At 67.7% G+C, this 25,213-nt stretch carries 23 protein-coding genes; 7 read left to right on the top strand and 16 right to left on the bottom strand.

Features of this window, described 5'->3' with window-relative positions; genetic code table 11:
• Window positions 1-138: 138 nt before the first annotated feature.
• From ACWV14_RS22260 to ACWV14_RS22245, 4 genes are read right to left on the bottom strand one after another with little or no spacing between them, the layout of a single operon-like run.
• A complete protein-coding gene (locus tag ACWV14_RS22260; RefSeq protein WP_454903771.1) occupies window positions 139-876 on the bottom strand; it encodes an aldolase in 738 nt (245 codons plus the stop codon).
• A 38-nt stretch (window positions 877-914) separates the two neighbouring features.
• Window positions 915-1,556: a 2-dehydro-3-deoxy-6-phosphogalactonate aldolase gene (locus tag ACWV14_RS22255; RefSeq protein ID WP_454903770.1), complete on the bottom strand. Its 642-nt coding sequence runs from the start codon at window positions 1,554-1,556 to the stop codon at window positions 915-917.
• Window positions 1,553-2,464 (bottom strand): 2-dehydro-3-deoxygalactonokinase, encoded by a 912-nt coding sequence (locus tag ACWV14_RS22250; protein WP_454903769.1) that lies wholly within the window; start codon window positions 2,462-2,464, stop codon window positions 1,553-1,555. The genes ACWV14_RS22255 and ACWV14_RS22250 overlap by 4 nt, the downstream gene beginning before the upstream one ends.
• A gap of 3 nt (window positions 2,465-2,467) precedes the next feature.
• A complete protein-coding gene (locus ACWV14_RS22245) occupies window positions 2,468-4,204 on the bottom strand; it encodes an IlvD/Edd family dehydratase (protein WP_454903768.1) in 1,737 nt (578 codons plus the stop codon).
• Window positions 4,205-4,353: 149 nt separating this feature from the next.
• Here ACWV14_RS22245 and ACWV14_RS22240 point away from each other — a divergent pair, with 149 nt between their 5' ends.
• From ACWV14_RS22240 to ACWV14_RS22220, 5 genes are all read left to right on the top strand, one after another.
• Complete coding sequence (locus tag ACWV14_RS22240) at window positions 4,354-5,097, top strand: FadR/GntR family transcriptional regulator (RefSeq protein ID WP_454903767.1); 744 nt, start codon at window positions 4,354-4,356, stop codon at window positions 5,095-5,097.
• Between the two features lie 106 nt (window positions 5,098-5,203).
• Entirely contained in the window at window positions 5,204-6,586 is a 1,383-nt protein-coding gene (locus tag ACWV14_RS22235) for an ABC transporter substrate-binding protein (RefSeq protein ID WP_454903766.1), read from the top strand.
• 43 nt (window positions 6,587-6,629) lie between these two features.
• Window positions 6,630-7,511, top strand: a complete 882-nt coding sequence (locus tag ACWV14_RS22230; RefSeq protein WP_454903765.1) for a carbohydrate ABC transporter permease — start codon at window positions 6,630-6,632, stop codon at window positions 7,509-7,511.
• A complete protein-coding gene (locus ACWV14_RS22225) occupies window positions 7,508-8,359 on the top strand; it encodes a carbohydrate ABC transporter permease (RefSeq protein WP_422087520.1) in 852 nt (283 codons plus the stop codon). The genes ACWV14_RS22230 and ACWV14_RS22225 overlap by 4 nt, the downstream gene beginning before the upstream one ends.
• Before the next feature lie 134 nt (window positions 8,360-8,493).
• Window positions 8,494-9,564: an ABC transporter ATP-binding protein gene (locus ACWV14_RS22220; protein WP_422087519.1), complete on the top strand. Its 1,071-nt coding sequence runs from the start codon at window positions 8,494-8,496 to the stop codon at window positions 9,562-9,564.
• An 11-nt stretch (window positions 9,565-9,575) separates the two neighbouring features.
• Here ACWV14_RS22220 and ACWV14_RS22215 read toward each other — a convergent pair whose 3' ends face one another.
• Both ACWV14_RS22215 and ACWV14_RS22210 read right to left on the bottom strand, forming a co-directional pair.
• Window positions 9,576-10,616, bottom strand: coding sequence for an endonuclease/exonuclease/phosphatase family protein (locus ACWV14_RS22215; RefSeq protein WP_454903763.1), 1,041 nt, complete (start codon window positions 10,614-10,616; stop codon window positions 9,576-9,578).
• A gap of 116 nt (window positions 10,617-10,732) precedes the next feature.
• A complete protein-coding gene (locus tag ACWV14_RS22210) occupies window positions 10,733-12,532 on the bottom strand; it encodes a DEAD/DEAH box helicase (RefSeq protein WP_454903761.1) in 1,800 nt (599 codons plus the stop codon).
• Between the two features lie 302 nt (window positions 12,533-12,834).
• Between ACWV14_RS22210 and ettA the strand changes: the two genes are divergently transcribed.
• Complete coding sequence (ettA, locus tag ACWV14_RS22205; protein WP_056587499.1) at window positions 12,835-14,496, top strand: energy-dependent translational throttle protein EttA; 1,662 nt, start codon at window positions 12,835-12,837, stop codon at window positions 14,494-14,496.
• A gap of 3 nt (window positions 14,497-14,499) precedes the next feature.
• Here ettA and ACWV14_RS22200 read toward each other — a convergent pair whose 3' ends face one another.
• From ACWV14_RS22200 to ACWV14_RS22180, 5 genes are read right to left on the bottom strand one after another with little or no spacing between them, the layout of a single operon-like run.
• Window positions 14,500-14,961 carry a carboxymuconolactone decarboxylase family protein gene (locus tag ACWV14_RS22200; protein WP_454903760.1) on the bottom strand — a complete coding sequence of 154 codons (462 nt, stop codon included), beginning with the start codon at window positions 14,959-14,961 and terminating at the stop codon, window positions 14,500-14,502.
• Window positions 14,879-15,376 (bottom strand): MerR family transcriptional regulator, encoded by a 498-nt coding sequence (locus ACWV14_RS22195; RefSeq protein ID WP_454903759.1) that lies wholly within the window; start codon window positions 15,374-15,376, stop codon window positions 14,879-14,881. Before ACWV14_RS22195 ends, ACWV14_RS22200 begins: the two co-directional genes overlap by 83 nt.
• Before the next feature lie 51 nt (window positions 15,377-15,427).
• Entirely contained in the window at window positions 15,428-17,224 is a 1,797-nt protein-coding gene (gene pabB, locus ACWV14_RS22190) for an aminodeoxychorismate synthase component I (RefSeq protein ID WP_454903758.1), read from the bottom strand.
• Window positions 17,214-18,593, bottom strand: coding sequence for a TAXI family TRAP transporter solute-binding subunit (locus ACWV14_RS22185; RefSeq protein WP_422087513.1), 1,380 nt, complete (start codon window positions 18,591-18,593; stop codon window positions 17,214-17,216). Before ACWV14_RS22185 ends, pabB begins: the two co-directional genes overlap by 11 nt.
• 17 nt (window positions 18,594-18,610) lie before the next feature.
• The gene (locus ACWV14_RS22180; protein WP_422087512.1) at window positions 18,611-19,639 is read right to left on the bottom strand and encodes a P1 family peptidase; all 1,029 of its coding nucleotides are present in this window, start codon (window positions 19,637-19,639) and stop codon (window positions 18,611-18,613) included.
• Window positions 19,640-19,679: 40 nt separating this feature from the next.
• Between ACWV14_RS22180 and ACWV14_RS22175 the strand changes: the two genes are divergently transcribed.
• Entirely contained in the window at window positions 19,680-20,981 is a 1,302-nt protein-coding gene (locus tag ACWV14_RS22175) for an NAD(P)/FAD-dependent oxidoreductase (RefSeq protein ID WP_454903755.1), read from the top strand.
• A 16-nt stretch (window positions 20,982-20,997) separates the two neighbouring features.
• Here ACWV14_RS22175 and ACWV14_RS22170 read toward each other — a convergent pair whose 3' ends face one another.
• Genes ACWV14_RS22170 through ACWV14_RS22150 form a run of 5 tightly spaced genes read right to left on the bottom strand, consistent with a single transcriptional unit; the run spans window position 20,998 to window position 25,179 of the window.
• Window positions 20,998-21,288, bottom strand: coding sequence for a copper-binding protein (locus ACWV14_RS22170; protein WP_454903754.1), 291 nt, complete (start codon window positions 21,286-21,288; stop codon window positions 20,998-21,000).
• A gap of 32 nt (window positions 21,289-21,320) precedes the next feature.
• Window positions 21,321-21,767: a DUF411 domain-containing protein gene (locus tag ACWV14_RS22165; RefSeq protein WP_454903752.1), complete on the bottom strand. Its 447-nt coding sequence runs from the start codon at window positions 21,765-21,767 to the stop codon at window positions 21,321-21,323.
• Window positions 21,768-21,777: 10 nt separating this feature from the next.
• Window positions 21,778-22,290 (bottom strand): cupredoxin domain-containing protein, encoded by a 513-nt coding sequence (locus ACWV14_RS22160; RefSeq protein WP_454903751.1) that lies wholly within the window; start codon window positions 22,288-22,290, stop codon window positions 21,778-21,780.
• Window positions 22,291-22,313: 23 nt separating this feature from the next.
• Window positions 22,314-23,708 (bottom strand): multicopper oxidase family protein, encoded by a 1,395-nt coding sequence (locus ACWV14_RS22155; RefSeq protein ID WP_454903750.1) that lies wholly within the window; start codon window positions 23,706-23,708, stop codon window positions 22,314-22,316.
• Between the two features lies 1 nt (window position 23,709).
• A complete protein-coding gene (locus tag ACWV14_RS22150) occupies window positions 23,710-25,179 on the bottom strand; it encodes a TolC family protein (protein ID WP_454903748.1) in 1,470 nt (489 codons plus the stop codon).
• Window positions 25,180-25,213: the final 34 nt, after the last annotated feature.

Here is a 25,213-nt window from a genome sequence, read left to right as displayed (position 1 = left end):
TGGAGCGAAATCGGATGAAGAGCTGTAAGCCCGTGCGCGTAGGACGCGGCGCGAGCAAGACACAATTGTGAAGGAGGTTCGAGCCGCGGATCACCTCCGCGGGCAGGCCGTTGGCCCTATGGCCCGTAGGCCGAACGCTCAGCTGCGCGGCGCCGGCAGCATGCGGCGCAGCGCCTCGAAGAACAGGTCCGACTGCTCGCGTTCGCCCTGGATCTGCGCCGCCACGTGCGCGGCCAGCTTCGGATCGACCGGCGCCAGCGGCCGGCCGGTCGATTGCGCTATCACCTGGTGCAGGCAGGCGCGCTCGAGGTAGTAGAGATCGTCGTAGGCATGGGCGATGGTGCCGCCCGCCACGATCACGCCGTGGTTCGCGAGAAAGGCCACGTCCTTTCCCGACATCGCGCGGGCGATGCGTTCGCCCTCGGCGTCGTCCAGCGCCAGGCCGTTGTACTCGGCATCGATCGCGATGCGGTTCATGTAGCGCATCGCGTTCTGGCTCGAGGTCGGGTCGAGCGCGCGGTCGACCGTGATCGTGAGCGCCGTGGCGTAGGGCATGTGGCAGTGCAGCACTACCGCATGGCCGGTGAGCCGGTGCACCGCGCCGTGGATGAACAGGGCGGTGGGCTCCACGCGGTGGCGGCCGGCAAGCACTTCGCCGTGCACGTCGATCAGCACGATGTCGTCGGGACCGATCTCGCTCCAGTGCAGCCCGCGCGGGTTGATGAGGTAGCGGTCTTGCGCGCCCGGCAGCATCACGCTGAAGTGGTTGCAGACGCCTTCGGACAGCCCGTGGTGGGCGGCGGCGCGAAGGGCCAGTGCGAGGTCTTCGCGCAGCTTGCGGACCGCGGGGCTGGCGTAGTCGGAATCGGCGGACATCGTGGGAGTCTCTCCTGGTTCTTGTGGGTTGGCCGGTGTCAGGCCTGGATCACTCCGGTCCAGGCCGCGATGAATTTCTTCGCGTCTTCGCGCACCGCCACTGCCTGCTTGCCCGGCTTGTAGAGCGCGGAGCCGATGCCGAAGCCGGCCGCGCCGCCCGCCCGCCATTCGGCCATGTTCATGGGCGTGATGCCGCCCACGGGCATCACCGGCGTGCCGGCCGGCAGCACCGCCAGCAGCGCCTTCACCACGGCGGGCGATGCCAGCTCGGCCGGGAACAGCTTGAGCCCGGTGGCGCCGGCCGCGAGCGCGCCGAAGGCCTCGGTGGGCGTCATCACGCCCGGCAGGCAGACCATGCCGAGCCGCGCGGCTTCGGCGATGACATCGGCGTTGTAGTTGGGCGAGACGATCAGCTCGCCGCCGGCCGCGTGCACGTCGCGCACCTGCTGGGCGCCGAGCACCGTGCCGGCGCCAACCAGCGCCTGCGGAAAGCGCTTGCGCATCAGCGCGATGCTCTCCAGCGGTTGCGGCGAGTTGAGCGGCACTTCGAGCAGCCGGAAGCCGGGCTCGACGATGGCGTCGCCGACATCCGCGGCCTCGTCGGGCGTGAGGCCGCGCAGGATCGCCACCAGGGGCAGCTCGCGCATCGCGGCGTTGAATTTTTCGAGGGGCGTGGTCATGCGGCTGCAGTTCTGTCGGTGTCGAGAAAGCCGGACAGCGCGTGCAGTCCGGCCCAGGTGGCTTCTGCGCCCAGCGTGCGCGTGGTGACGCCGGTGGCGCGCAGCGCGAGCGTGTAGCGCTGGGTGAGGGCGGGCGAGCCGATCAGCACCACTTCGCCGACCGCCTGCAGCGATTGCGTGCGCAGCTCTTCGCCGATCAGCAGGCCCGAGAGATAGCTTGCAAGCTCCTGCTTCGGCATGCGCTCGAACAGCGCCAGCGTGCGCGCGCCGAAGGCGTTGTGCAGCAGGCCGTGGCCGTTTTCGGAGAGGGTCACGCCTTCGAGGAAAGCGGCTTCGTCGAGCGGCGCCGACGCGTCGAGCGTGCGCGCGAGGATCGAGTGCTGGCTCAGCAGCGCATAGAACTCGCCCGTCATGTATGTGCGAAAGCCCGCCACGCGGCCCTTCTTGACCGTGGCCCACTTGTTGTGGGTGCCGGGCAGCACGAAGACGCCGTCGTCCAGTCCGGTGATGGACATGGCGCCGAAGATCTGCACTTCCTCGCCGCGCATCACGTCGGGCACGCCGTCATGCTCGTCGCTCAGGCCGGGAACGATCGCGATGCGCGCACCGGGAATGGCGTCGATGTCGATGATCTTGCGGCCCACTTCGACGCGACCCGCCGGGCAGGCGCAGTAGGGTGCCTCGACCCAGCCCTGCTTGCTGCCGGCCATGCCGGAGATCAGGCAGCGGGCGCCTTCGGTCCGCATCCAGTCGCCGAACAGCGTCTCGAAGACTTCGGGAAACCCGCCTTCAGGCACGGTGAGGATGCCGCGCGCGTCGCTGCGTTCTTCCAGCACCTTGCCGTTGGCGTCCAGCAAGGCGCCGCGCAGGGAGCTTGTGCCCCAGTCGATGGCTACCAGTCGTTTCATTTACTAGTGATTGTCGCGCGGCACGAAAGACCCGCGACGCCCACGCAGGAACGCCAGGTCGGCCCCCTGGTCGGCCTGCAGCACCGTGTCGACATACAGCTTCCAGTACCCCGAATCCAGCGGCGCCTTGGGCGCCACCCACTTCTCGCGCCGCTTCGCCAGCTCTTCGTCGCTCACATGCAGATGCAGCTTGCGGTTCGGCACGTCGAGTTCGACGATGTCGCCGTCCTGCACCAATGCCAGCGGTCCACCGGCCGCAGCCTCGGGCGCCGTATGCAGCACCACCGTGCCATAGGCCGTGCCGCTCATGCGTGCGTCGCTGATGCGGACCATGTCGGTGATGCCCTTGCGCAGCACCTTCGGCGGCAGCGGCATGTTGCCCGCCTCTGCCATGCCGGGGTAGCCCTTGGGTCCGCAGTTCTTGAGCACCATGATGCAGTGCTCGTCGATGTCCAGGTTCTCGTCGTCGATGCGCTTGTGCAGGTCTTCGGCACTCTCGAACACCACCGCGCGGCCCTTGTGCACCAGCAGCTCGGGCGTGGCCGCGCTGGGCTTGATGATCGCGCCGTTGGGCGCGAGGTTGCCGCGCAGCACGCAGATGCCGGCCTTGTCCTTGAAGGGCTCGGCCTGGGTGCGGATGACCTGCGGGTTGAAGTTCTCGGCGTCCTTCACGTTCTCCCACACGCTCTGTCCGGTGACGGTGAGGATGTCCTTGTGCAGGTGGTCGGCGATTTCCTTGATGACCACCGGCAGGCCGCCCGCGTAGCAGAAGTCTTCCATCAGGTACTGGCCCGATGGCTGCAGGTTCACCAGGCATGGCAGCTCGGCGGCAAGGCGGTCGAAGTCGTCGAGCGTGAGGTCGACGCCCATGCGGCCCGCAATGGCCAGCAGATGGATCACGAAGTTGGTGGAGCCGCCGATGGCCGCGTTGACCTTGATCGCGTTCTCGATGGCCTGGCGCGTGAGGATCTTCGACATGTTCATGTCTTCATGCACCATGCCGACGATGCGCCGGCCCGCCTGCCGTGCAAGCACGTTGCGGCGGCCGTCCACGGCGGGGTAGGCCGCATTGCCCGGCAGGCCGATGCCCAGCGACTCGACCATGCTGGCCATGGTGCTCGCGGTGCCCATCGTCATGCAGTGGCCGTGGCTGCGGTGCATGCAGCTTTCGGCCTCGAAGAATTCCTGCAGCTTGAGCGTGCCGGCGCGCACCTGCTCGCTCATTTGCCACACGCCGGTGCCGGAGCCCAGCTCCTGGCCGCGCCACTTGCCCGAAAGCATCGGGCCGCCCGACACGCCGATGGTCGGCAGGTCGACGCTGGCCGCGCCCATCATGAGAGCCGGCGTTGTCTTGTCGCAGCCCATGAGCAGCACCACGCCGTCGAGCGGGTTGCCGCGAATGCTTTCTTCAACGTCCATGCTCGCGAGGTTGCGATACAGCATGGCGGTGGGGCGCAGCAGTGTTTCGCCGAGCGACATCACCGGGAACTCGAGCGGGAAGCCGCCCGCTTCGTACACGCCGATCTTCACCTGCTCCGCGAGCGTGCGGAAGTGCGAGTTGCAGGGCGTGAGTTCGCTGAATGTGTTGCAGATGCCGATGACCGGGCGACCGTCGAACTGGTCGTGCGGCACGCCCTTGCCCTTCATCCAGCTTCTGTAGATGAAGCCGTCGCGGTCGTTGCGGCCGAACCATTGCTGGCTGCGAAGTTCGCCGGGTTTCTTCTTGGGGATTGTGCTCATGGGGTTTGTCTCCGAGTACCGTTTTTGTGGTGACAAACCTCAGGGTTTGTCCTGCCGGGCTGCAGTTTCAATCATCATATGATAAGCGCGGAGAGCCTGCCAGAGCCTCTGTTTTTTGGATTGGCGGGATACCGGAATTCACATCGCACATGATCAAGAACATCCACGGTCGAACGCTCGAGCTGCTCGGTGAAGCCGTGGTGTCAGGGCGTTACGCCATCGGTGCTTCGATCCCCGCCGAGCCCGTGCTCGGCGAGGAGCTCGGTGTGAGCCGCACCGTGGTGCGCGAGGCCATCAAGTCGCTGGCGGCCAAGGGCTTGATCGTCACCGGGCCGAAGGTCGGCACGCGTGTGCTGCCCAAGGACAAGTGGAACTGGTTCGACCCCGACGTCATCACCTGGCAGGCGCGGGCAGGCCTCACGCCCGAGTTCCTGCGCGACCTGCAGGACCTGCGCCGCGTGGTCGAGCCCGCGGCCGTGCGGCTTGCCGCCGAACGTGCGAGCGAGAAGGACATCGAGGAGATCGAGGCCGCCTACGCAGGCATGAAGGAAGCGGTGGAGAACGGCGGCGAGTACGTCACCTTCGACCTGCGCTTTCACAACGGCCTGCTCGCCGCCGCGGGCAACCGCATGATCTCGCAGATGAGCAAGGTGCTCAACGCGCTGCTGCGCACCAGCTTCGAGATATCGACCACCAAGCCCGACGGTCCCGCGCTGTCGCTGCCGTTGCATCGCGCGGTGCTCGACGCCGTTATCGCGCACGACCCCGCGAAGGCCGAGCTGGCCATCATCCGGCTCATCGACGGCGCGCGACAGGACATCGAGGACGTGCTCGGCTCGCGACGGCGCCTGCCGCGCCTGAGCCGGCCGCCGCCCAGGCTCAAGGCCAGCTAGCAGCTTCGGCGCCGACCACGCGTTTTCCCGCAGTTCGCATCCGGTTCTTTCCACCCTGGCTCGCGCCCGAGCCGATTCCACCGAAGAAGAGAAGGAGACAACAAGCATGAAACTCGTCAAATCGCTGATCGCGCCGACGCTGGTCGCGTTGGGCCTGATAGCGGCGGGCAATGCCGCCGCTCAGGAAAAACTCACCGTCTGGTGGGTCAAGGGCTTCTACAAGGCGGAGGACGACGCACTGTTCGCCGCCATCAAGAAGTTCGAGGAGAAGAACAAGAACGTCAAGATCGAGCTGTCGCAGTACCCGATCCAGGACATGATCCCCAAGACCGTGTCCGCGCTCGACTCCGGCAGCCCTCCCGACGTGGCCTACGCCGACGTGTACGACTTCCAGGTCACCGGCAAGTGGGCCTACGACGGCAAGCTCGAGGACATCAGCAGCGTGCTCACGCCCATGAAGGACCGCTTCGCGCCCAACACGCTGGAGACCACCTACCTCTACAACGACCAGGCCAAGACCAAGGCGTACTACGCGTTCCCGATCAAGCAGCAGACGATGCACATCGAGTACTGGCGCGACATGCTGGCCGAGGCCGGGTTCAAGGAGTCGGACATCCCGACCACCTGGAAGGAGTACTGGTCGTTCTGGTGCGACAAGGTGCAGCCCGCCAGCCGCAAGGAAAGCGGCAAGCGCACCTTCGGCATCGGCCAGCCCATGGGCGTGGATTCGAGCGACGCCTTCTATTCGTTCCTGACCTTCATGGACGCCTACAACGTCAAGCTGGTGGACGACAACGGCAAGCTGCTGGTCGACGACCCGAAGGTGCGCACCGGCCTGATCGGCGCCATGACCGACTACACCGCGCCATACACCAAGGGCTGCACGCCGCCTTCTTCCACCAGCTGGAAGGACCCGGACAACAACGTCGCGTTCCACAACAAGACGACCGTGATGACGCACAACGCGACCATCTCCATTGCCGCCAAGTGGCTCGATGACTCGACCAACGCCTCGCTCACGCCAGAGCAGCGCGAGGAAGCGCGCAAGAACTACACCGAGCGCATCCGCACGGCCGGCTTCCCGAGCAAGCCCGACGGCAGCAAGATGGTTTACCGCACCGCGGTGAAGACCGGCGTGGTGTTCAAGGATGCGAAGAACAAGGCTCGCGCCAAGGAGTTCGTCGCCTTCCTGATGCAGGAGGACAACCTCACGCCGTACGTCGAGGGCTCGCTGGGCCGCTGGTTCCCCGTGACCAAGGCCGCGCAGCAGCGCGACTTCTGGAAGGCCGACCCGCATCGCCTCTCGGTCTACAACCAGTACGCCGCCGGCACAGTGACCTTCGAATTCACCAAGAACTACAAGTTCACCGTGCTGAACAACGAGAACGTCTGGGCCAAGGCCATGAGCCGCGTCGTGACCGACAAGGTGCCGGTGGACAAGGCCGTGGACGAGATGATCGCGCGCATCAAGACGGTGGCGGGGCAGTAAGCCGCGCACGCACGGCACCCGTCAACATCAGCAGCTGCACACCATGAGCGCCACTGCCACCGCCGCCGCGTCGACCACACCGGCGCCTGTCGTCAATCTCGGAGCGCGGCATGCGCGCTGGCAGTTCTGGGGCGCGGTCATGGTCGTGCCCTACCTGCTGGTGTTCGTGGTGTTCGTGCTGTACCCGGTGGGCTACGGGCTTTGGCTCGCCCGCCATCCGCAAAGCTACGTGAAGCTGGTCGAAGATCCGATCTTCTTCCGCTCGGTGATCAACACGGCCATCTTCCTGGTCGTGGCGATCAACCTCAAGATGCTCGTGGCACTCGTGCTGTCGGGCTTCTTCGTAACGTCCCGCTGGTGGATCAAGATCGTCGCGGCGATCTTCATCCTGCCGTGGGCGATGCCCTCCATTCCCACCATCCTGTCGATCCGCTTCATGCTGAACCCGGAGTGGGGCGTGATCAACAGCACCATCTTCCGCCTGACCGGCGCCGACGGCCCCAACTGGCTCAACGATCCCTCGCTGGCGCTGGCCTTCGCGATGCTCGTGCACATCTGGAAGTCGCTGCCGTTCTGGACGCTCATCCTCGTGGCCGGGCGCCTGGCCATTCCCACCGAGCAATATGAAGCGGCCTCGGTCGACGGCGCCTCGTCGTGGCAGAAATTCCGCTTCGTGAGCTGGCCGGCGCTCAAGACGCTCTACATCACCTCGCTCATCCTCTCGATGATCTGGACGCTGGGCGACTTCAACAGCGTGTACCTGCTGACCGGTGGTGGCCCCGCCGACTTGACGCACGTGCTCGCCACGCTGGGCATCCGCTACCTGCGGCTCGACCAGGTCGACCTGTCGATGGCATCCATCGTGGTGGCGCTGCCGCTGGTGCTGCCGCTCGTGTACTTCATGATGAAGAGGCTCTCGAAATGAAACGCTGGACCCCCAAGGCCATAGCGACCGAGGCCAAGCTGCTGCTCATCGGCATTCCGGTGTTGCTGTGGACGCTGATCCCGGTCTACCACATGGTGCTGTTCGCGATCTCGTCGAAGGACTCCGCGACCTCCGGCCACCTGTGGCCCAAGAACCCGACGCTGGACAACTTCCGCATCGTGTTCCAGCAGAAGCATTTCTACCTCGACCACTTCTGGCTGCAGTTGTGGAACTCGCTGGTGATCGCGCTGTCGGTGGGCGCGCTCACGCTGTTCGTCGCCACCACCGCCGCCTTCGCCATCAGCAGGCTGCGGGTGCGCGGCGGCCGCACGGTGATGAACCTGGCGCTGTTCACGTACTTCATTCCGGCGGCCTTCCTGGCCGTGCCCATGTACAAGACCATGGGCAACTACGGGCTGCTGAACAGCCAGTGGGCGCTCATCCTGGCAATGGTGACCATCGCTTCGCCGTACTGCATCTGGGTGCTCAAGCAGGCGTCGGACAAGCTGCCCTATGAACTCGACGAGGCCGCGCGCATGGACGGCGCCTCGCCGCTGCAGCTGTTCCGCCTGGTCTACCTGCCGCTGATGGTGCCGTCGCTGGTGGCGGTGGGCACCTATTCGCTGCTGCTGGCCTGGAACGAGTACCTCTATGCCTTCCTGCTGCTGTCCAACGACAAGAGCGTGACGCTCGCCGTGGCGCTCGGCAACTTCCTCTCGGCCGACGACTCGCCGTGGGAACTGCTCATGGCCACCGGCCTCATCTACGCGCTGCCGCCCGCGGCGATCTACTACACCTTCAAGCGCTACATGGTGGGCGGCCTCACGGCCGGCGCGGTAAAGAGCTGACCCCCAGGCTTCGCGCACTTCGTGTCGCTTCGCCAACCCCCTTCGAGGGGGCGACACCTGCGGCCGGGCAAAGCCGGTTCCGCGGTGTTCCGCGAAGTACCCGGGATGCAACGACACACTGAAGAGAGAACTCCATGGCATCCGTTTCCTTTCGCAATATCCAGAAATCCTTCGGCAAGGTCCAGATCATCAAAGGGCTGGGCTTCGACATCACCGACGGCGAGTTCGTGGTGCTGGTCGGTCCGTCGGGCTGCGGCAAGTCGACCTTGCTGCGCATGCTCGCGGGCCTGGAAGACATCAGCGGCGGCGAGATCATGATCGACGGCCGCGTGGTCAACGACCTCGAGTCGAAGGACCGCGACATCGCGATGGTGTTCCAGAGCTACGCGCTGTATCCCCACATGACGGTGGGCGAGAACATGGGCTTCAGCCTGCGCCTGCGCAGCGCCGAGAAGTCGGTGACCGAGGAGCGCGTGGCGCGCGCCGCGAAGATCCTCAACCTCGACGCATTGCTCGGCCGCTATCCGCGCGAGCTCTCGGGCGGCCAGCGCCAGCGCGTGGCCATGGGCCGCGCCATCGTGCGCGACCCGAAGGTGTTCCTGTTCGACGAGCCGCTGTCCAACCTCGATGCCAAGCTGCGCGTGGCCATGCGCGCCGAGATCAAGGCGCTGCACCAGCGGCTGAAGACCACCACCGTGTACGTGACGCACGACCAGATCGAAGCCATGACCATGGCCGACCGCATCGTGGTGATGCACGACGGCATCGTCGAGCAGATCGGCACGCCGCTGGATTTGTACGACCGGCCCGACAACCTGTTCGTGGCGCAGTTCATCGGCTCGCCGTCGATGAACGTGATCGAGGGCACGGTGCGCCGCGCGGGCGGCGAGTGCTGGGTCGAGGCGCAGGGCGCGCGCTGGCCGGTGCCGGCCACCACATCGGCGCCCGACGGCCAGCCGGTGCACTACGGCGTGCGGCCCGGCGACATCACGCTCGGCGGCGGCCCGCAGTCGGTGGCCGCCAAGGTGATCGTGGTCGAGCCCACGGGCGCGGAGACCGAGCTGCTGGTGCAGGTCGGCGAAGCCCGGCTGGTGCTGGCCGTGCATGGCCGCGTCGATGCCCGGCCCGACGAGATCGTCAACCTGGCGATCGACACGCCGCGTGTGCACCTGTTCGACCGGCAGACTGGCCGCCGCATGGGCTGAGCGGCCTCGGGTCAGTCCGTGCGCAGCCTGAGCAGGGCGCGCACGAAGCCGTGGTCGGAGCGCGAGCGGTCGCGCCCCTCGTGCAGGTGGTCGTTGAAGTAGTCGACCCGCCGCACGTCGCCCAGGCTGTGGCGGCTGGTGGCGACGAATTCCTCGCTCACCAGGATCTGGTCGAGCACCTCCGGATAGCCCTGGTGGATGTGCGAATACGCCACGTCCTTCTTGAGCGCTGACTCGCCCTGTATCTCGTAGGCGTTGAACAGTGCCACGTCGCGCGCGGCCTTGTCGTAGGCGACCTCCGAGGTGGCCGCCACGAGCTGCGTGGTCACGCTGTGCGGGCTGTCGTTGAAGTCGCCCATCACCACGAGCGGCACGTTCGTGCCCTGCAGCAGGTCGATGACGATGCAGCGCAGGGCCGCGGCCTCCGCGCCGCGCATCAGCAGCGAGCGCAGCGACGCCATCACGCCCACCTTGCGGTCGTCGCGGTCCTCCAAGTGGTTGCCTTGCGCATCCTGCAGGAACTTCGGGCGCTTGGACTTCAGGTGCACCGTGAGCACGTGCACCTGCTGGCCGTGCTTCATGCGCACCGTGGCCAGCAGGGGCGGGCGTTCGAAGCGCGTGTGCGCGCCCAGGCCCGGCACCTCGACGCCGAAGCCTGGCGGGAAGTCGACGAAGGAGCGGACCTCGTCCACCTTCAGCCGCGTTGCGATGCCCACGCGCGGCGTGCCCTGTGCGCCAGTTCTCGCAGGCGTGCCGGCGGGGCTGTCGGGCGGCGGCGTGTTCTCGGCGCCGGGCACGGACACGAAGTCGTAGCGCAGGCCGCTGCGCGCGATGGCGGCCTTCAGCGCCGCTTCGTCCCACACCTCCTGCACCGCCAGCACGTCGGCATTCAGCGCATGGAAGCGCTCGCCGGTCCAGTCGATCTTCCGTTCGTACTCGTGCTCGGTGTAGGCGTCCTGGTTCTCGTAATACGCGCGGTTCGGGTTCGCGAGGTTGAGAAGGTTGCAGGTGGCTACGAATAGGGTGGCGTAGTTGGGTGGGATGTATTGCATGGCGTAACGATTGTGGCCCGGGCAGGGCGGTGCCGCGCCACCAATGAAAAGGGCACCGAAGTGCCCTTGTTCTGGTTCCGGGCAGGCGTGCCGCCCGGATGTGTGTGCTTTTTGCCTCAGCGGCCGAAGGAACGGCCACCGCCGCCACCGGAACGGCCGCCACCGCCGCCGTAGCCACCACCGCCGCCACCCGAGCGGCCACCGCCGCCCGAACGGTTGCCGCCGTAGCCACCACCGCCGCCGCCGCCCGGACGACCGCGTCCACGGCCGCCACCCATGTGGTCGACGCTGGTGCGCAACGGATCCGGCTGGCCCGCGCCGCCTGCGACCGCTTCGGCGCGCAGGTGCGCGACCTGGTTGGCTTGCGTCGGGCTGTGGCTGTTGCCGTGATGGCGCGGCTGGCGCTCGTCATGCGGCTGATGGGCTTGCTGATGCGGTGCATGGTGCGGTGCGCGTGCCGGACCTTGCGGGCCGCGGCCTTGCGGTGCGCGGGCACCCGGGCCGCGCGGGCCTTGGCCTTGTCCACCGCCGTTGGCATTGCGGGCTTGGCCGCCACCCTGGCCCTGGCCGCCGCCGCGGCGCTGACCGCCGCCATTGCCGCCGCCACCGCCGTTGCCGCCACCCTGGCCGGCCTTGTTTTCGCGGATGCGTTGCAGCATCTCGGTGCGGGCGGCCTTGGCGGCTGCCTGCATCACGTCACGGCTCGGCGGCCGGCCGGCGCCGCCCCAGATCGTCTGGCGACCCATGGCGATGGGCTCGGCGCGTTCGCCTTCTTCGGGACCGAAGCCCTCGACGATCTGCACGGGAATCGTCTGCTTGGTGAAGCGTTCGATTTCCTGCATGAAGCCTTCTTCGTCCAGGCACACGAAGCTCACGGCCTCGCCGCTCGAACCGGCACGGCCGGTGCGGCCGATGCGGTGAACGTAGTCTTCGCTGACGTTCGGGATCTCGTAGTTCACCACGTGCGGCAGCTCGTCGATGTCGATGCCGCGGGCAGCGATGTCGGTGGCCACCAGCGCGCGGATGTCGCCGCTCTTGAAGCCGGCCAGCGCCTGCGTGCGGGCGCTCTGGCTCTTGTTGCCGTGCAGCGCCATCGCCTCGATGCCGTTCTTGGTGAGGAATTCGGCCACGCTGTTGGCGCCGAACTTGGTGCGCGTGAACACCAGCACCTGGCTCCACTTGTTCTCGTTGATGATGTGCGCGAGCAGCGCCTTCTTCTTGCCGCGGCCCACGGGGTGGATCACCTGGGTGATGCGCTGCACGGTGGTGTTGCGCGGCGTGACCTGGATGCTCTGCGGGTTCTTCAGCAGCGTGGCGGCCAGGTCGCGGATCTCGTCGCTGAAGGTGGCCGAGAACAGCAGGCTCTGCTTTTCCTTGGGCACCAGGGCCAGGATCTTCTTCACGTCGTGGATGAAGCCCATGTCGAGCATGCGGTCGGCTTCGTCCAGGATCAGCATCTGGACCTGGCTCAGGTCGAGCATGCCCTGCTGCTGCAGGTCGAGCAGGCGGCCGGGGGTGGCCACGAGGATGTCGACGCCCTTCTTGAGCTTGCTGATCTGCGGGTTCATGCCGACGCCGCCGAAGATCACGGTCGAGTCGAGCTGCAGGTACTTGCCGTAGGTGCGCACCGACTCTTCGACCTGGGCCGCGAGTTCGCGGGTGGGGGTCAGCACGAGGGCGCGGATGCCGACGCCGCCGAACTTGTTGGTGGCGCTGCGGCTCATGCTGAGCTTGTGCAGCATCGGCAGCGTGAAGGCAGCGGTCTTGCCGGTGCCGGTCTGTGCGCCGCCCAGCAGGTCATGACCTTCGAGCACCGCGGGGATGGCTTGCGCCTGGATGGGGGTGGGCGAGTCGTAGCCGTGCTCGTGCACAGCCTTCAAGATGGCGGGGGCCAGCTTCAGTTCGTCAAAATTCATTGGAAACAATAAGCGCCATACACGGCGCAGTGGCATCGGCCCGCTTGGCGTCTTGTTGACGCCGAGCCAGTCAAGGCAGATGAAGGTCAGGGGTGGGAGCCGGAAAGTCCGCCCTCGCAAAAGGGTTGTTGGATTGGAGCTTTCTTCGTCCCCGGCAGAGAGCCGGTGTTGCGGGCAACTGGACCCGGCAACGGTGCCTATTGTCGCATGAGTCGATAATCGGTGGTTTGCCGCGCCCGAATGCTCCTTTCTGGCGCCCGCGCTTTTCCCCGAATCTTTGTACCCAAGGTAACTACTCCCAGATGGCTCAATACGTCTATTCGATGAACCGTGTCAGCAAGACCGTGCCGCCCAAGCGGCAGCTCTTGAAAGACATTTCGCTGTCCTTTTTCCCCGGCGCCAAGATCGGCGTGCTCGGCCTGAACGGCTCGGGCAAGTCCACGCTGCTCAAGATCATGGCGGGTGTGGACAAGGAGTTCGAGGGCGAGGCACTGCCCATGCCGGGCATGACGATCGGCTATCTGGAGCAGGAACCCAAGCTCAACACCGAGCACACGGTGCGCGAATCGGTCGAGGAGTCCATGGGCGCGGTGTTCGCGGCCAAGGCGCGCCTTGAAGAGGTGTACATCGCCTATGGCGCCGAAGACGCCGACTTCGACGCGCTGGCGGCCGAGCAGGCCCAGCTCGAAGCCATCATCGCCACCGCCGGCACCGATTCCGAACACCAGCTCGAAATTGCCGCCGACGCACTGCGCCTTCCGCCGTGGGACGCGAAGATCGGCCTGCTGTCAGGCGGCGAAAAGCGGCGCGTGGCGCTGTGCCGCCTGCTGCTGAGCAAGCCCGACATGCTGCTGCTCGATGAGCCGACCAACCACCTGGACGCCGAATCGGTGGAGTGGCTCGAAGTGTTCCTGCAGCGCTTCACGGGCACCGTGGTGGCCATCACCCACGATCGCTACTTCCTCGACAACGCGGCCGAGTGGATCTTGGAAATGGACCGCGGTCGCGGCATTCCCTGGAAGGGCAACTACAGCACCTGGCTCGAGCAGAAGGGCGAACGCCTGGCTCAGGAGCAGAAGAGCGAAGAAGCCCACGCCAAGGCGCTGAAGAAGGAACTGGAGTGGTCGCGCCAGAACCCGAAGGCACGCCAGGCCAAGAGCAAATCCCGCCTGGCCCGCTTCGAAGAGCTGAGCGACATGGAATACCAGAAGCGCAACGAAACGCAGGAAATCTTCATTCCTGTGGCGGAGCGGCTGGGTCAGCAGGTGTTCGAGTTCCACGGCGTCAGCAAGTCCTTCGGCGACCGCATGCTGATCGACAACCTGAGCTTCACCGTGCCGCCGGGCGCCATCGTCGGCATCATCGGCCCGAACGGCGCCGGCAAGTCGACGCTGTTCAAGCTGCTCGCGGGCAAGGAAAAGCCGGATTCGGGCGAAGTCGTCATCGGCCAGACCGTGAAGATGGCCTTCGTCGACCAGCACCGCGACGAGCTGGCCAACCAGAAGACCGTGTGGGAAGACATCTCGAACGGCCTGGACATCATCAACGTCGGCAAGTTCCAGATGGCCAGCCGCGCGTATGCGGGGCGCTTCAACTTCAATGGTGCCGACCAGCAGAAGAAGGTGGGCACGCTGTCGGGCGGTGAACGCGGCCGCCTGCACCTGGCCAAGACGCTGATCGCCGGCGGCAACGTGCTGCTGCTTGACGAACCGTCGAACGACCTGGACGTGGAAACCCTGCGTGCGCTCGAAGACGCGCTGCTCGAGTTCGCCGGCACGGTCATGGTGATCAGCCATGACCGCTGGTTCCTCGACCGCATCGCCACCCACATCCTGGCCGCCGAAGGCGACAGCCAGTGGACCTTCTTCGACGGCAACTACCAGGAGTACGAAGCCGACAAGAAGAAGCGCCTTGGCGAAGAAGGCGCCAAGCCCAAGCGCATGCGCTACAAGGCGCTGAAATAAGGCTCAGGCGGCTTCGGCCGCTTCGGCAAGAGCGCGCGGTTCCGCAAGGGGCCGCGCGCTTTTTTCATCGTCCGCCGCAAACACATCGCGTGCGGCGAAGAGTCCGTTCAATGCCGCCGGAAAGCCCGCGTATACCGCCATCTGCATGATGATTTCGATCACTTCGTCGCGCGTCACGCCGACGTTCAGCGCGGCCTGGATGTGCACCTTCAGTTGCGGCGCGGCATTGCCCAGCGCGGTGAGCGCGGCCACCGTCGCGATCTCGCGGGAGCGCAGGTCGAGGCCGGGGCGCGAGTAGATGTCGCCGAATGGAAACTCGATCAACAGGCGGCCGAAGTCGGGCGCGATGCCGGCCAGGCTCTCGACCACCTTGACGCCGCCTTCACCGTCGATCTCTTGGAGCTTGGCCAGGCCACGCGTGTAGCGCAGGTTTTCGTTGTGGCCCTGGTTCTGTGTGTTCGTCATTGCTCGTCTTTCCTTTCCGGGCTTTGCCCGACAGAGGAGGACGCTTCGTCGTCTTCTCGACCTCGCGGTAGTGGTCGATCTTGAGCGACAGCGCCTGCATGGATTGCTGCAGCGCCGCCACCCGGGCCTGAACTTCGGCAAGGTGCTGTTCGAGCATCTCGCGCCGTTCGCCGACGCTGGCGTCCCCCTGGCTTCGAAGCCTGACGAAGGCCTGCATGCCCTGGATGGACATGCCGGTCTCGCGCAGGCGCAACAGGAAATCCAGCAAGTCCATGTCGGCGCTCGCATAGCGCCGCTGACCGCCCGGTGCACGCGGCACCGCGGCAATCAGCCCGATGCGTTCGTAGTAGCGCAGCGTGTAGGCCGTGAGGCCGGTTCGCTCTGCGACTTCCGCAATGGTCAGACTGGTTTCCATGGCGTTGATTCTCGAAATTAGAGCGCGCTCCAAGTCAAGCGCTTCGTTGAACTATTTTTGAGGAAGCTGCAGATCGGCATCGAGCCAGCCGCGCAGGCTGTTCACGAAGGCCAGGGCCTGCACGCGGGGCAGATCGTCCACCCGCACGACCGCTTCGGCAAGCTGGCCGCTGCGCAGCCGGCTGGCTCGGCCTACGCCGCCCAGCAGGCCGCAGTGCAGCGCAGGCGTGACCCAGCGGCCGTCCAGCAGCAGCGCGATGTTGCCGCGCGTGCATTCGGTGATCTCGCCGTCGCGGTTCCAGAGCAGCGTGTCGAACACGCCCGGCACCGTGGGCGCGAAGGCCTCGTAGTGGGCGCGGCGGGTGGTCTTGAAGCGGGTGAAGTCGCTTTGGGCCTCGTCGAATGCGCGGTCCGCAAGCTGCAGTCGCACGCGTGAGGGTGGCGCTTCCATGGCAAAGGCTTCGGCGCGGGGCGTGCCTTGCGCGTCGAGCAGCAGGCGCACGCGCCATGTGCCGCCCGCGTGCCGTGCCTGCAGGTCATGCAGGCATGCGGCCACGAGCGCTTCGTTCCACGGGCGGCCGAAATGCCTTGCGGCGCTGGCCATGCGTTCGAGGTGCGCCGCCGCATCGCGCAATTCGCCTTCCACCAGCGCCAGGGTCTCCAGCAGATCGAAATTCTGTTCGTCGTCGCGCCGTGCACGCGACAGGAAGGCGCGCTTGTGCCGCCATTCGTCCCACTCCGCATCGGCCCGCGCATCGGCGGTGATGCCGCTTCCGATGCCGCAGCGAGCTTCTCCACTGCGCAGCGTCACCGTGCGGATCGGCACGTTGAAAGTCGCATGGCCGCCGGGCCGCACCACGCCGACCGCGCCGCAGTACACGCCGCGTGTCTCGGGCTCCAGTTCGCGGATCAGCCGCATGGCGCTGACCTTGGGCGCTCCGGTGATCGAGCCGCAGGGGAACAGCGCCGCGAATACATCGGCCAGCGAGGTGCTGTCGCGCACCAGCGCCTCGACGTCCGAAGTCATCTGCCATACGGTGGGCAGTGCCTCGGTGTGGAAGAGCCGTGGCACCCGCACCGAGAAAGGCCGCGCCACGCGCGACAGGTCGTTGCGGATCAGGTCCACGATCATCACGTTCTCGGCGCGCTCCTTGGCCACCGTACGCAGCCGCCGCGCCAGCGCATCGTCTTCCTCCGCAGTGGCGCCGCGCGGCGCCGTGCCCTTCATCGGCCGAGCGAGGATGTGCTCGCCCTCCCGGTCGAAGAACAGTTCGGGCGACACCGACAGCACCTGCTCTTCGCCGCTGTCGATGAAGGCGGTGTAGCCGCCGGGTTGCGCTTGCCGCAGCGCGAGGAACCAGTCGCGCGCATCGCCCTGGAAGCCGGCGCGCAGGGCGGCGGTGTAGTTGATCTGATAGAGCTCGCCATCCGCGATCGCGCGATGGATGGCCTGCATGCGTTGGTCAAAGGCCGCGCGCGGCAGGCTGCATTGCCAATCGACAGAAGGCGGGGAGGGCGCTGAAGGTGCTGAAGGCGCGGCATCGGGCCAGGGCAGCGCTTCGTCGTGCACGCCGAACCATGCCAGCGGACCGTCGGCGTCGTGCACCGCGAAAGCGGGGTCGAAAGCCGCGGCGGCTTCGTAGCGCAGGTAGCCCACGCACCAGCGGCCCTCGCGTGCCATTGCCTCCACCGCCTCCAGCACCGGCCGCACCTCGCTGGCAGTCCGCGCCACCAGCAAGCGCGACGGCGCGCCGAAGGCCATGCGCAGCCGGCTCGTGCCGTTGCTGCGCGGCTCCACGAAGTCGATCAGCGCGCTCAGGCCCGAAAGCGCCTTGCCGTCACCCAGCATTGCTCGTGGCGGCCGCCACCGGTTCGGCCTCGGGTGCACTTCGCGCCAGCACGCGCTTGCGCACCGCATAGATGTTGTTGCGCAGCGCGTAGAGCTCGTCGGCATAAGACAGCGGCACCGCCACCTTGTTGACGGTGCGGTCGAGCTGGTCGAGGTCGTCCAGCAGCGCCTTCGTCTCGCCCTTGTGCGCATCGACCTTGGCCTCGATGTCGCGCAGCCGCGCATACCAGCGGAACACGCGGCGGCGCACGCGGAACTGGTAGAGCGGAGGTACCACGCGGCTCAGCGGCAGCATCAGCACCAGCAGGCCGCCGAGCACCAGCCACATGCGCTCGACCAGGTTGCTGGCCCAGAACGGCAGGTAGCGCTGCCATGCCGGCGGCGTGCCGTTGATGGCGCGGTCGCCCTCGGGGCTCACCGGCAGTTCGCTGGTGCGTGTGTTGGGAAAGTCGCGCGCCCGGTTGAACCAGCCGGCGCCGCTGTGCAGCGTCTGTGCGGACTGCGCGAACAATTGCCGCAGGGCGGGGTGCGTTTCGTCGCGTGACAGCAAGGATGTGGTGGCTGCCAGCAGCGACACGTCATGCGGCGGCAGGTCTTTCGACAGGTCGACCACGCCGCGCGGCAGCGTCACGGCCGACAGGAACGGGAAGCGGCGCGAATAGGCGTCGGCCTGCCCGAAGTCCATGAGCTTGATGTCGTCCGAGCGCAGCAGGTGCTGCACCTGCGGCGACTGCGGCGCCGACGACAGCACGATGGCGTCGAGCAGCCCCGCCTGCAGCGCCTCTGCGGCGGCGGCCTGCTCGAGGTTCGACAGCAGCAGGTCGTCGGGGCCGAGCTTGTTGGCCTTGAGCATGCGCTCCATGATGTCCGGCAGGCCGCTGCCCGGCAGGTCGACGTTCACGCGCAGGCCGCGCAGTTGCGTGAGCGATGTCAGCGTGCCGGTCTTGCGGTCGATCTTCTGCGCGGTGTCGGCACGATAGAACAGCCAGATCGGCTCGTAGAACAGGCTGCCGAGCGAAGTGAGCCCTGCTTCCTCGTCGGCCACCGGGTCGGCGCTGCCGCCGCGCACGAAGCCCACGTCGGCACCGCCGGTGCGCAGCAGCTGCAGGTTCTCGGTCGAGCCTGAAGTGGGCTTGAGTTCCACCTCGATGCCGGCGCGCTTGAGGGCTTCCGCATAGTGCTTGCCGAACTGCGCGTAGGCACTGCCCGTGGGGCCGGTGGCGAGCGTGACGTGCTTGGGCGGCTGCGGCTGCAGCCACCAGTAGGCGGCGACCAGGAGGCCGATCACGATGAACACGATCGGCCCCGCCGAGGCGATCAGGTCGCGGATCGACAGCAGGATGAGCTTCAAGGTCCTGGGGAACGCCATGGTGATCTTTCCCGTATTCAGCCGCGCGTTGCTGCGATGTCCGCCGCGCAGGGAATGTGCAGCTCGCCCACCGTCACCGTGCGCGCCGCTTGCACCGCGCGCAGCGTGGCTATGGCGACAGCCTCGGCGGCCATGGTGCTGAGCACCGTCATGCCCGGGGCGTTGCCTTCCAGCGGCACGCGGCCGGTGGCCAGCGCGAACAGCGTGTCGCCGTCGCTCATGGTGTGCACCGGGTTGATGGAGCGTGCCAGCCCGTCGTGCGCGACCATGGCAAGCCGGTTGGCCTGCACCTTGGTCAGCACCGCGTCGGTGGCGATCACGCCGATGGTGGTGTTGGTGCCCGCCAGCAGCGGCTTGGGGCTGTCGCCGCGCAGCAGGGCGCGGCGGGTGTCGAGCAGTGACTTGCCGTCTTCGGTGCGCGCGCCGGCCACGGGCTGGCCGGTGTTGTGGTCGATCACGTCGCCCAGCGGATTCACCGCGATCAGCGCGCCCACAGTGACGCCGCCGACCGTGACCGACGCGGTGCCGATGCCGCCCTTCATCGCGCGGTGCACGCCGAAGAGCTTGCCCACCAGCGCGCCGGAGCCCGCGCCCACGTTGCCTTCGGCGGGCGGCGCCGTGCTCGCGGCTTCGCAGGCGGCATAGCCGGCCGCGGCGTCGGGGCGGATGCGCGCATCGCCCATCGGCAGGTCGAACAGCACGGCGGCGGGCACGATGGGCAGCGTGCCGAAGCGCACGTCCATGCCGATGCCGCGTTCCTCCATCCAGCGCATGGCGCCTTCGGCCGAGGCCAGGCCCCAGGCGCTGCCGCCCGCGAGCATCACCGCGTGCACCTGCTGCACCAGGTTGCCGGGCGCGAGCAGGTCGGTCTCGCGCGTGCCGGGGGCCGCGCCGCGCACGTCGACACCGCCCACGGCGCCGTCGCGCGCCATGATCACGGTGCAGCCGGTGGGGCGGCGGGTGTCGGAGAAATGGCCGACTTCGATGCCGGCGACGTCGGTGATGGAGCCGGCGGAATGGGAAGAGGTGGAAGAGGGGGCTGACATGGCGGCCGATTATGAGACCGCACCCTCTACGATCAGCACCATGACAGTTGCAAGAAGTTTCTCCCCCGACGGCGGGAGCCGTCATGTCGTGGTGATCGGCGCGGGCGCGGTGGGCAGCGCCACCGCCATCGAAGCCCTGCGCGCGGGCCTGCGCGTGACGGTGGTGGAGCCCGGTGAACCGGGCGGCCCGCAGGCCACGAGCTACGGCAACGCCGGCTGGCTGTCGTCGCATTCCGTAGTGCCGCCTGCGTTGCCGGGCGCCTGGCGCAAGGTGCCGGGCTGGCTGGCCGACCCGCTCGGGCCGCTCGCCCTGCGCTGGCGCTACCTGCCTCGGGCCCTGCCATGGCTGCTGCGCTACCTGGCCTCGGGCTGGACCGAGGCGCGCGTGCAGCGCACCGCCGACGCACTGCGCACGCTGCTGGCCGATGCGCCCGCGCTGCACGCGCAACTGGCTGCCGAAGCGGGCGTGCCGCAACTCATCGAGCGGCGCGGGCTGCTGCACGCCTACCGCTCGCGCGCGGAGTTCGACGGCGATGCGCTGGGCTGGCGCGTGCGCCGGCGCGTCGGCATCCAGTGGGAGGAATGGCCGGAGGCCGAACTGCGCCGCCGCGAGCCCGATCTCGATGCGCGCTACACCCTCGGCATCTTCGTGCCCGAAGCCGGCCACTGCCGCAACCCGGGCGCCTACGTGGCGGCCCTTGCCCGGCGTGCGCTCGATGCGGGCGCCGAACGTGTCGCCGCTCGCGCAACGGGGTTTCGCATCGAGGGCGGCCGGTTGCGCGCCGTGCGCACCGAGGCCGGCGAAATCGCCTGCGACGGCGCTGCCATCTGCGCCGGTGCCCGCTCGGGCGCGCTGGCCGCGGCCGCCGGCTCCGCGGTGCCGCTGGAATCGGAACGCGGCTACCACGTGGTCGTCGAAGACGCCAAGGCCGGCCCGCGCACGCCGACCATGGTGGCCGATGGCAAGCTCATCGCGCACTGGATGGACGGCGGCCTGCGCGCGGCAGGGCAGGTCGAGATCGCGGGCCTGGAAGCCGCGCCCGACTGGCGCCGCGCCGCAATCCTCCACGAGCATCTGCAATCGATGTTTCCCTCGCTTGCACGGCCCGCGCCTGGCGCGCCTTCCGTGAAGCATTGGCTCGGACACCGCCCGAGCCTGCCCGACGGGCTGCCCTGCATCGGCCCGTCAGGTGCCAGCGCCGACATCGTGCTGGCTTTCGGGCATGGCCACGTCGGCCTGTGCGGCTCGGCGCGCACGGGGCGACTGGCGGCGCAGCTGCTCGCGGGTGTTGCCGCGGAGATACCGCTGGCGCCCTTCGATCCGGCGCGCTTCAAGTCCTAGAGTTGGCTGGCGAATCTCAGTTCGCCGGCGCTATCGACAGCACCGTGAGCGCGCCGTCTACCTTGTCGGCCGTGAACTGCACCTTGTCGCCGGGCTTCACCTTCGTGAGCAGCGCGGGGTCGCTCACTCGGAAGACCATCGTCATGCCGGTCATATCGAGGTTGGGAATGTCGCCGTGCTTCAGCGTGATCTTCTTCGCGTCGGTGTCGACCTTGCGGACCTCGCCTTCGACGGAAGGCAGTGCAGCCTGCGCAAAGGCTGCTGCGGCGAGCAGGGCGGCGGAGAGTGCGGTGAACAGTTTCTTCATGATGAGTTTGCTTTCCTGGGTAGTCGTTTGATTCAGCGATAGCTTTGATAGACGCGCGTGCTGCCGTCGGCCAGCACCAGCAGCACGTCGTAGGGATCGCGCCGGTCGCCATAGGCCGGGCCGTCCATGCCGGGCGAGCCGACAGGCATGCCGGGCACGGAGAGACCGATGGCCTTGGGCTTTTCCTTGAGCAGCCGTTGCATCTCGCGCGCGGGCACATGGCCTTCGATGGCGTAGCCGCCGACGAGGCCCGTGTGGCACGAGCCCAGCTTGGCGGGCACGCCCAGGCGGGTGCGCGCGGCGGTGTTGCCTTCGTCATGCACGTGCGTGGCAAAGCCGTTCTTGTCGAGGTGCCTGACCCAGTCCTGGCAGCAGCCGCAGTTCGGGTCCTTCCAGATCTCGACCATCGGCGCCGCGGCCATCGCAGTGAAAGGTACGGCAGTCGAAGCCAATGCCAGCAGCAGCTTTCTTCTTTGCATGGTTTCTCCTTCAGGATTTGCCGGCGGCAGGCAGCACGCGGACGCGGCCCGCCATGCCGAGCTCGTAGTGGTCCTTCACCAGGCAGGCGAAGTCGAAATCGCCGGCGCGGTTGAATGTCCAGACCATGTCGCCGGTCTTGCCCGGGGGCACGTGAACCATCCACGGCTCGTCGTGTTCCATGCCCGGGAATTTCTTCATCATGGCCGCGTGCGCCTCGATCTCGGCGGTGGTGCCGAGCACCAGTTCGTGCAGGTCCTTGCCGCGGTTCTTCAGGCGCAGGCGGATGGTGTCGCCTTCGCGCACTTCGATGACCGAAGGCGTGAACGTCATGTCGTCGGCCATCGAGATGTCGATGGTTCTCTTCACCGCGCCGGCCTTGCCCGCGATGCCCCAGGGCTTCTGTTCGGGGGCGAGCGTGGCGGCGCCTTGCGGCTTGGCGACGTGGTTCTCGTGGGCCTGCGCCGCGGTGGCGGCTGCCGCAAGGGCAAGGCAGGCGGCGATGGATGCGAGTGTCTTGTTCATGAGGTGAGTTCCAGGAAAAGAGATCAGTGGTTGTGTGCGCCCTGGCCGGAAGGCTTGCGCACGCTGGCGTCGGTCTTGTCGTTGTCGTGCTTGGCGGAAGGGGTGCTGCGCGTGGCCGGTGGCACGGCCGCGCCGGGCACTTCGCGCGCTACGGTGCCCGCCGGGTGCCTGAACCAGCCCGGGTCGCGGTAGTCGCCCGGCTTCTGGTCGCGGCGCACCTTCAGCAGCGTGAACATGCCGCCCATCTCGGCCGATCCGAAGGGGCCGGCGCCGGTCATCATCGGCACGGTGTTGTCGGGAATGGGCATCTCCATCTCGCCCATGTCGGCCATGCCCTTGTCGCCCATCACCATGTAGTCGGGCACGAGCTTGCGGATCTTCTCGGCCACGCCTTTCTGGTCGACGCCGATCATGGTTGGCACCTCGTGGCCCATCGGGCCCATGGTGTGGTGCGCCTTGTGGCAGTGCAGCGCCCAGTCGCCTTCCTCGTCGGCGATGAACTCCATCTGCCGCATCTGGCCCACCGCCACGTCGACCGACACCTCCGGCCAGCGCGCGGTGCGCGGCACCGGGCCGCCGTCGGTGCCCGTCACCTCGAACTCGTGGCCGTGGATGTGGACGGGGTGGTTGGTCATCGTGAGGTTGCCCACGCGGATGCGCACCCGGTCGCCCTTGCGCACGTTCAGCGTGTCGATGGCCGGGAACACGCGGCTGTTGAAGCTCCAGATGTTGAAGTCGGTCATGGTGTTGACCTTGGGCGTGGCGCTGCCTGGCTCCACGTCGAAGCTGCCGAGCAGGAAGCAGAAGTCGCGCTGCACCGGCTCGATCAGCGGATGGCTGCGGGCCTCGCGCGGATGCGTGACCCAGAAGCCCATCATTCCCATCGCCATCTGCACCATCTCGTCGGCGTGCGGGTGGTACATGAAGGTGCCGGGCCGGCGCGCGGTGAATTCGTAGACGAAGGTCTTGCCCGGCGGAATGTGCGGCTGCGTGATGCCGCCCACGCCGTCCATGCCGTTGGGCAGCCGCTGGCCGTGCCAGTGCACGGTGGTGTGCTCGGGCAGCCGGTTGGTCACGAAGATGCGCACGCTGTCGCCCTCGACCACCTCGATGGTCGGGCCGGGTGACTGGCCGTTGTAGCCCCACATGTTGACCTTGAAGCCGGGCGCCATCTCGCGCACCACGGGTTCGGCGACGAGGTGGAATTCCTTGACACCGACGTTCATGCGCCAGGGCAGCGTCCAGCCGTTGAGCGTGACGACGGGGTTGTAGGGCCGGCCGTTGGGCGGGTTGAGCGGCGGCGCGGTGGCGGTCGAGCGTTGCGACACCGGCTCGGGCAGCGCGGCCATGGCCACGCGGCTCACCGTGGTGGCGGCAACGGCCGTGGCCGCCCCCGCGAAGAAGTTGCGGCGGTTCATGTCAGTGGCCTCCCGCCGCGGGTGTTTCGCTGGCCGCGGCGGTCTGCAGCGCGGTCATGCCGCCGGGCGAACTGCCGGTGAGCACCAGCTGAAGATCGGTGTCCGCCAGCCAGAAGTCGCGCTGCGCCTCGATGCCCGCGTTCACCGCAAGCACGCTGGCGCGGGTTTCGCCCAGCAGCTCCCACACACTCGCGAGCATGCCGTTGTAGCGCAGCACCATTTCCTCGTTGACCTGCTTGCGCAGCGGCAGCACCTCGTCGCGGTAGCGGCGGGCGATGGCGTAGGCGGTGTTCCAGCCTCGCCATGCCTCGCGCGCCTCGCTCGCGGCCAGCACGCCCACGTCGCGCACGCGGGCGGCCGACTGCAAATACAGCGCCTCGGCGCGGCCGTTGCGCGCCTGGCCCCAGTCGAAGACCGGAATCGGCAGGTCGAGCTCGAAGCCTCGCTTGGTGCTGCGCGAGCGGTCCGCGCCGTTGTCGAACTTCGTGTTGCGCACCACGCCCAGTTCCATCGCATTGATCACGCTGGTGGCGTGCGTGAGGCCGAGCGAGCCGGCCACCGCCGCGTTCTGCGCCGTGGCCGAACGCACGTCGAGCCGGTCGCGCAGCGCCAGCGCCTGCACGTCGCCGAGTTCAGGCGCTGCATCGGGCAGCGGCGGCAGGCGGTCGGGCAGGGTGTAGGCCGTATCGCCGCCGCTCAGGCCTAGCAGCCGGGTGAGCTGCTCGCGCGAGGCGACGGCCGCCTGTTCTGCGCGAGCGAGCTGCGCCGCCGCGTCGGCCAGAAGGAGCTGTTCGCGCGTGCGCTGCAGCGTGCTCCAGTTGCCGGCTTTGGCCATGCGGTGCGCGAGTTCGGCGCCGGCTTCGGTGGCCTCCTTCGCGTCGCGCAGGTAGGCCACGCTCTGCTGCGCGGCCACCGCGCGCACCCAGGCGCGGCGGGTGTCGGCGGCCAGCACCAGCACGCTCTGCGCGGCCTGCAGCTTGGCCGACTCATGCCGCTGGCCGGCCCAGCGCGCCTGCCACGGCAGCGTGAGCAGGCCCACCACGTTGAAGCTCAGCATGCGCTCGAACTCGCGCTCGCTGCCTTCGCTCAGGCGGCTGAAGGCGAACACCGGGTTCGGCAGGCTCGCGGCCTGCACGCGGTCGGCGTCGCTCAGTTGCAGCGTGGCGAAGGCGTCCTGCACGCGCGGGCTGTTGACCAGCGCGATGCGCACGGCCGACTCGGCATCCAGCGGCCGCGCGAGCAACTCGCCGATGCGCTTGCGCGAGGCCTCATCGGGCGCGCGCTGGGCCGTGGCGCCGGCCACCAGCGGATTGCCGGCCGTCAGCGCCTGCACGTCGGCGCTGCCGCCGTCGGACGAGAGGCTGGCGCAACCGGCCAGCACCAGCCCTGCAGCCAGCGCGGCCGTGGTGCGGACGAATGAAACAGAAGAAGAATTGCGGCCGGCGGGCTGCCGGCCAAAGATGGGGTTCACGCTCGATCTCCATGAGCAATACGACGGACGCCGC

It is taken from the genome of Variovorax durovernensis (genome assembly GCF_977011995.1).
The sequence above is the reverse complement of the archived record's forward strand: the minus strand, read 5'-3'. Positions and strand labels throughout refer to the sequence as shown.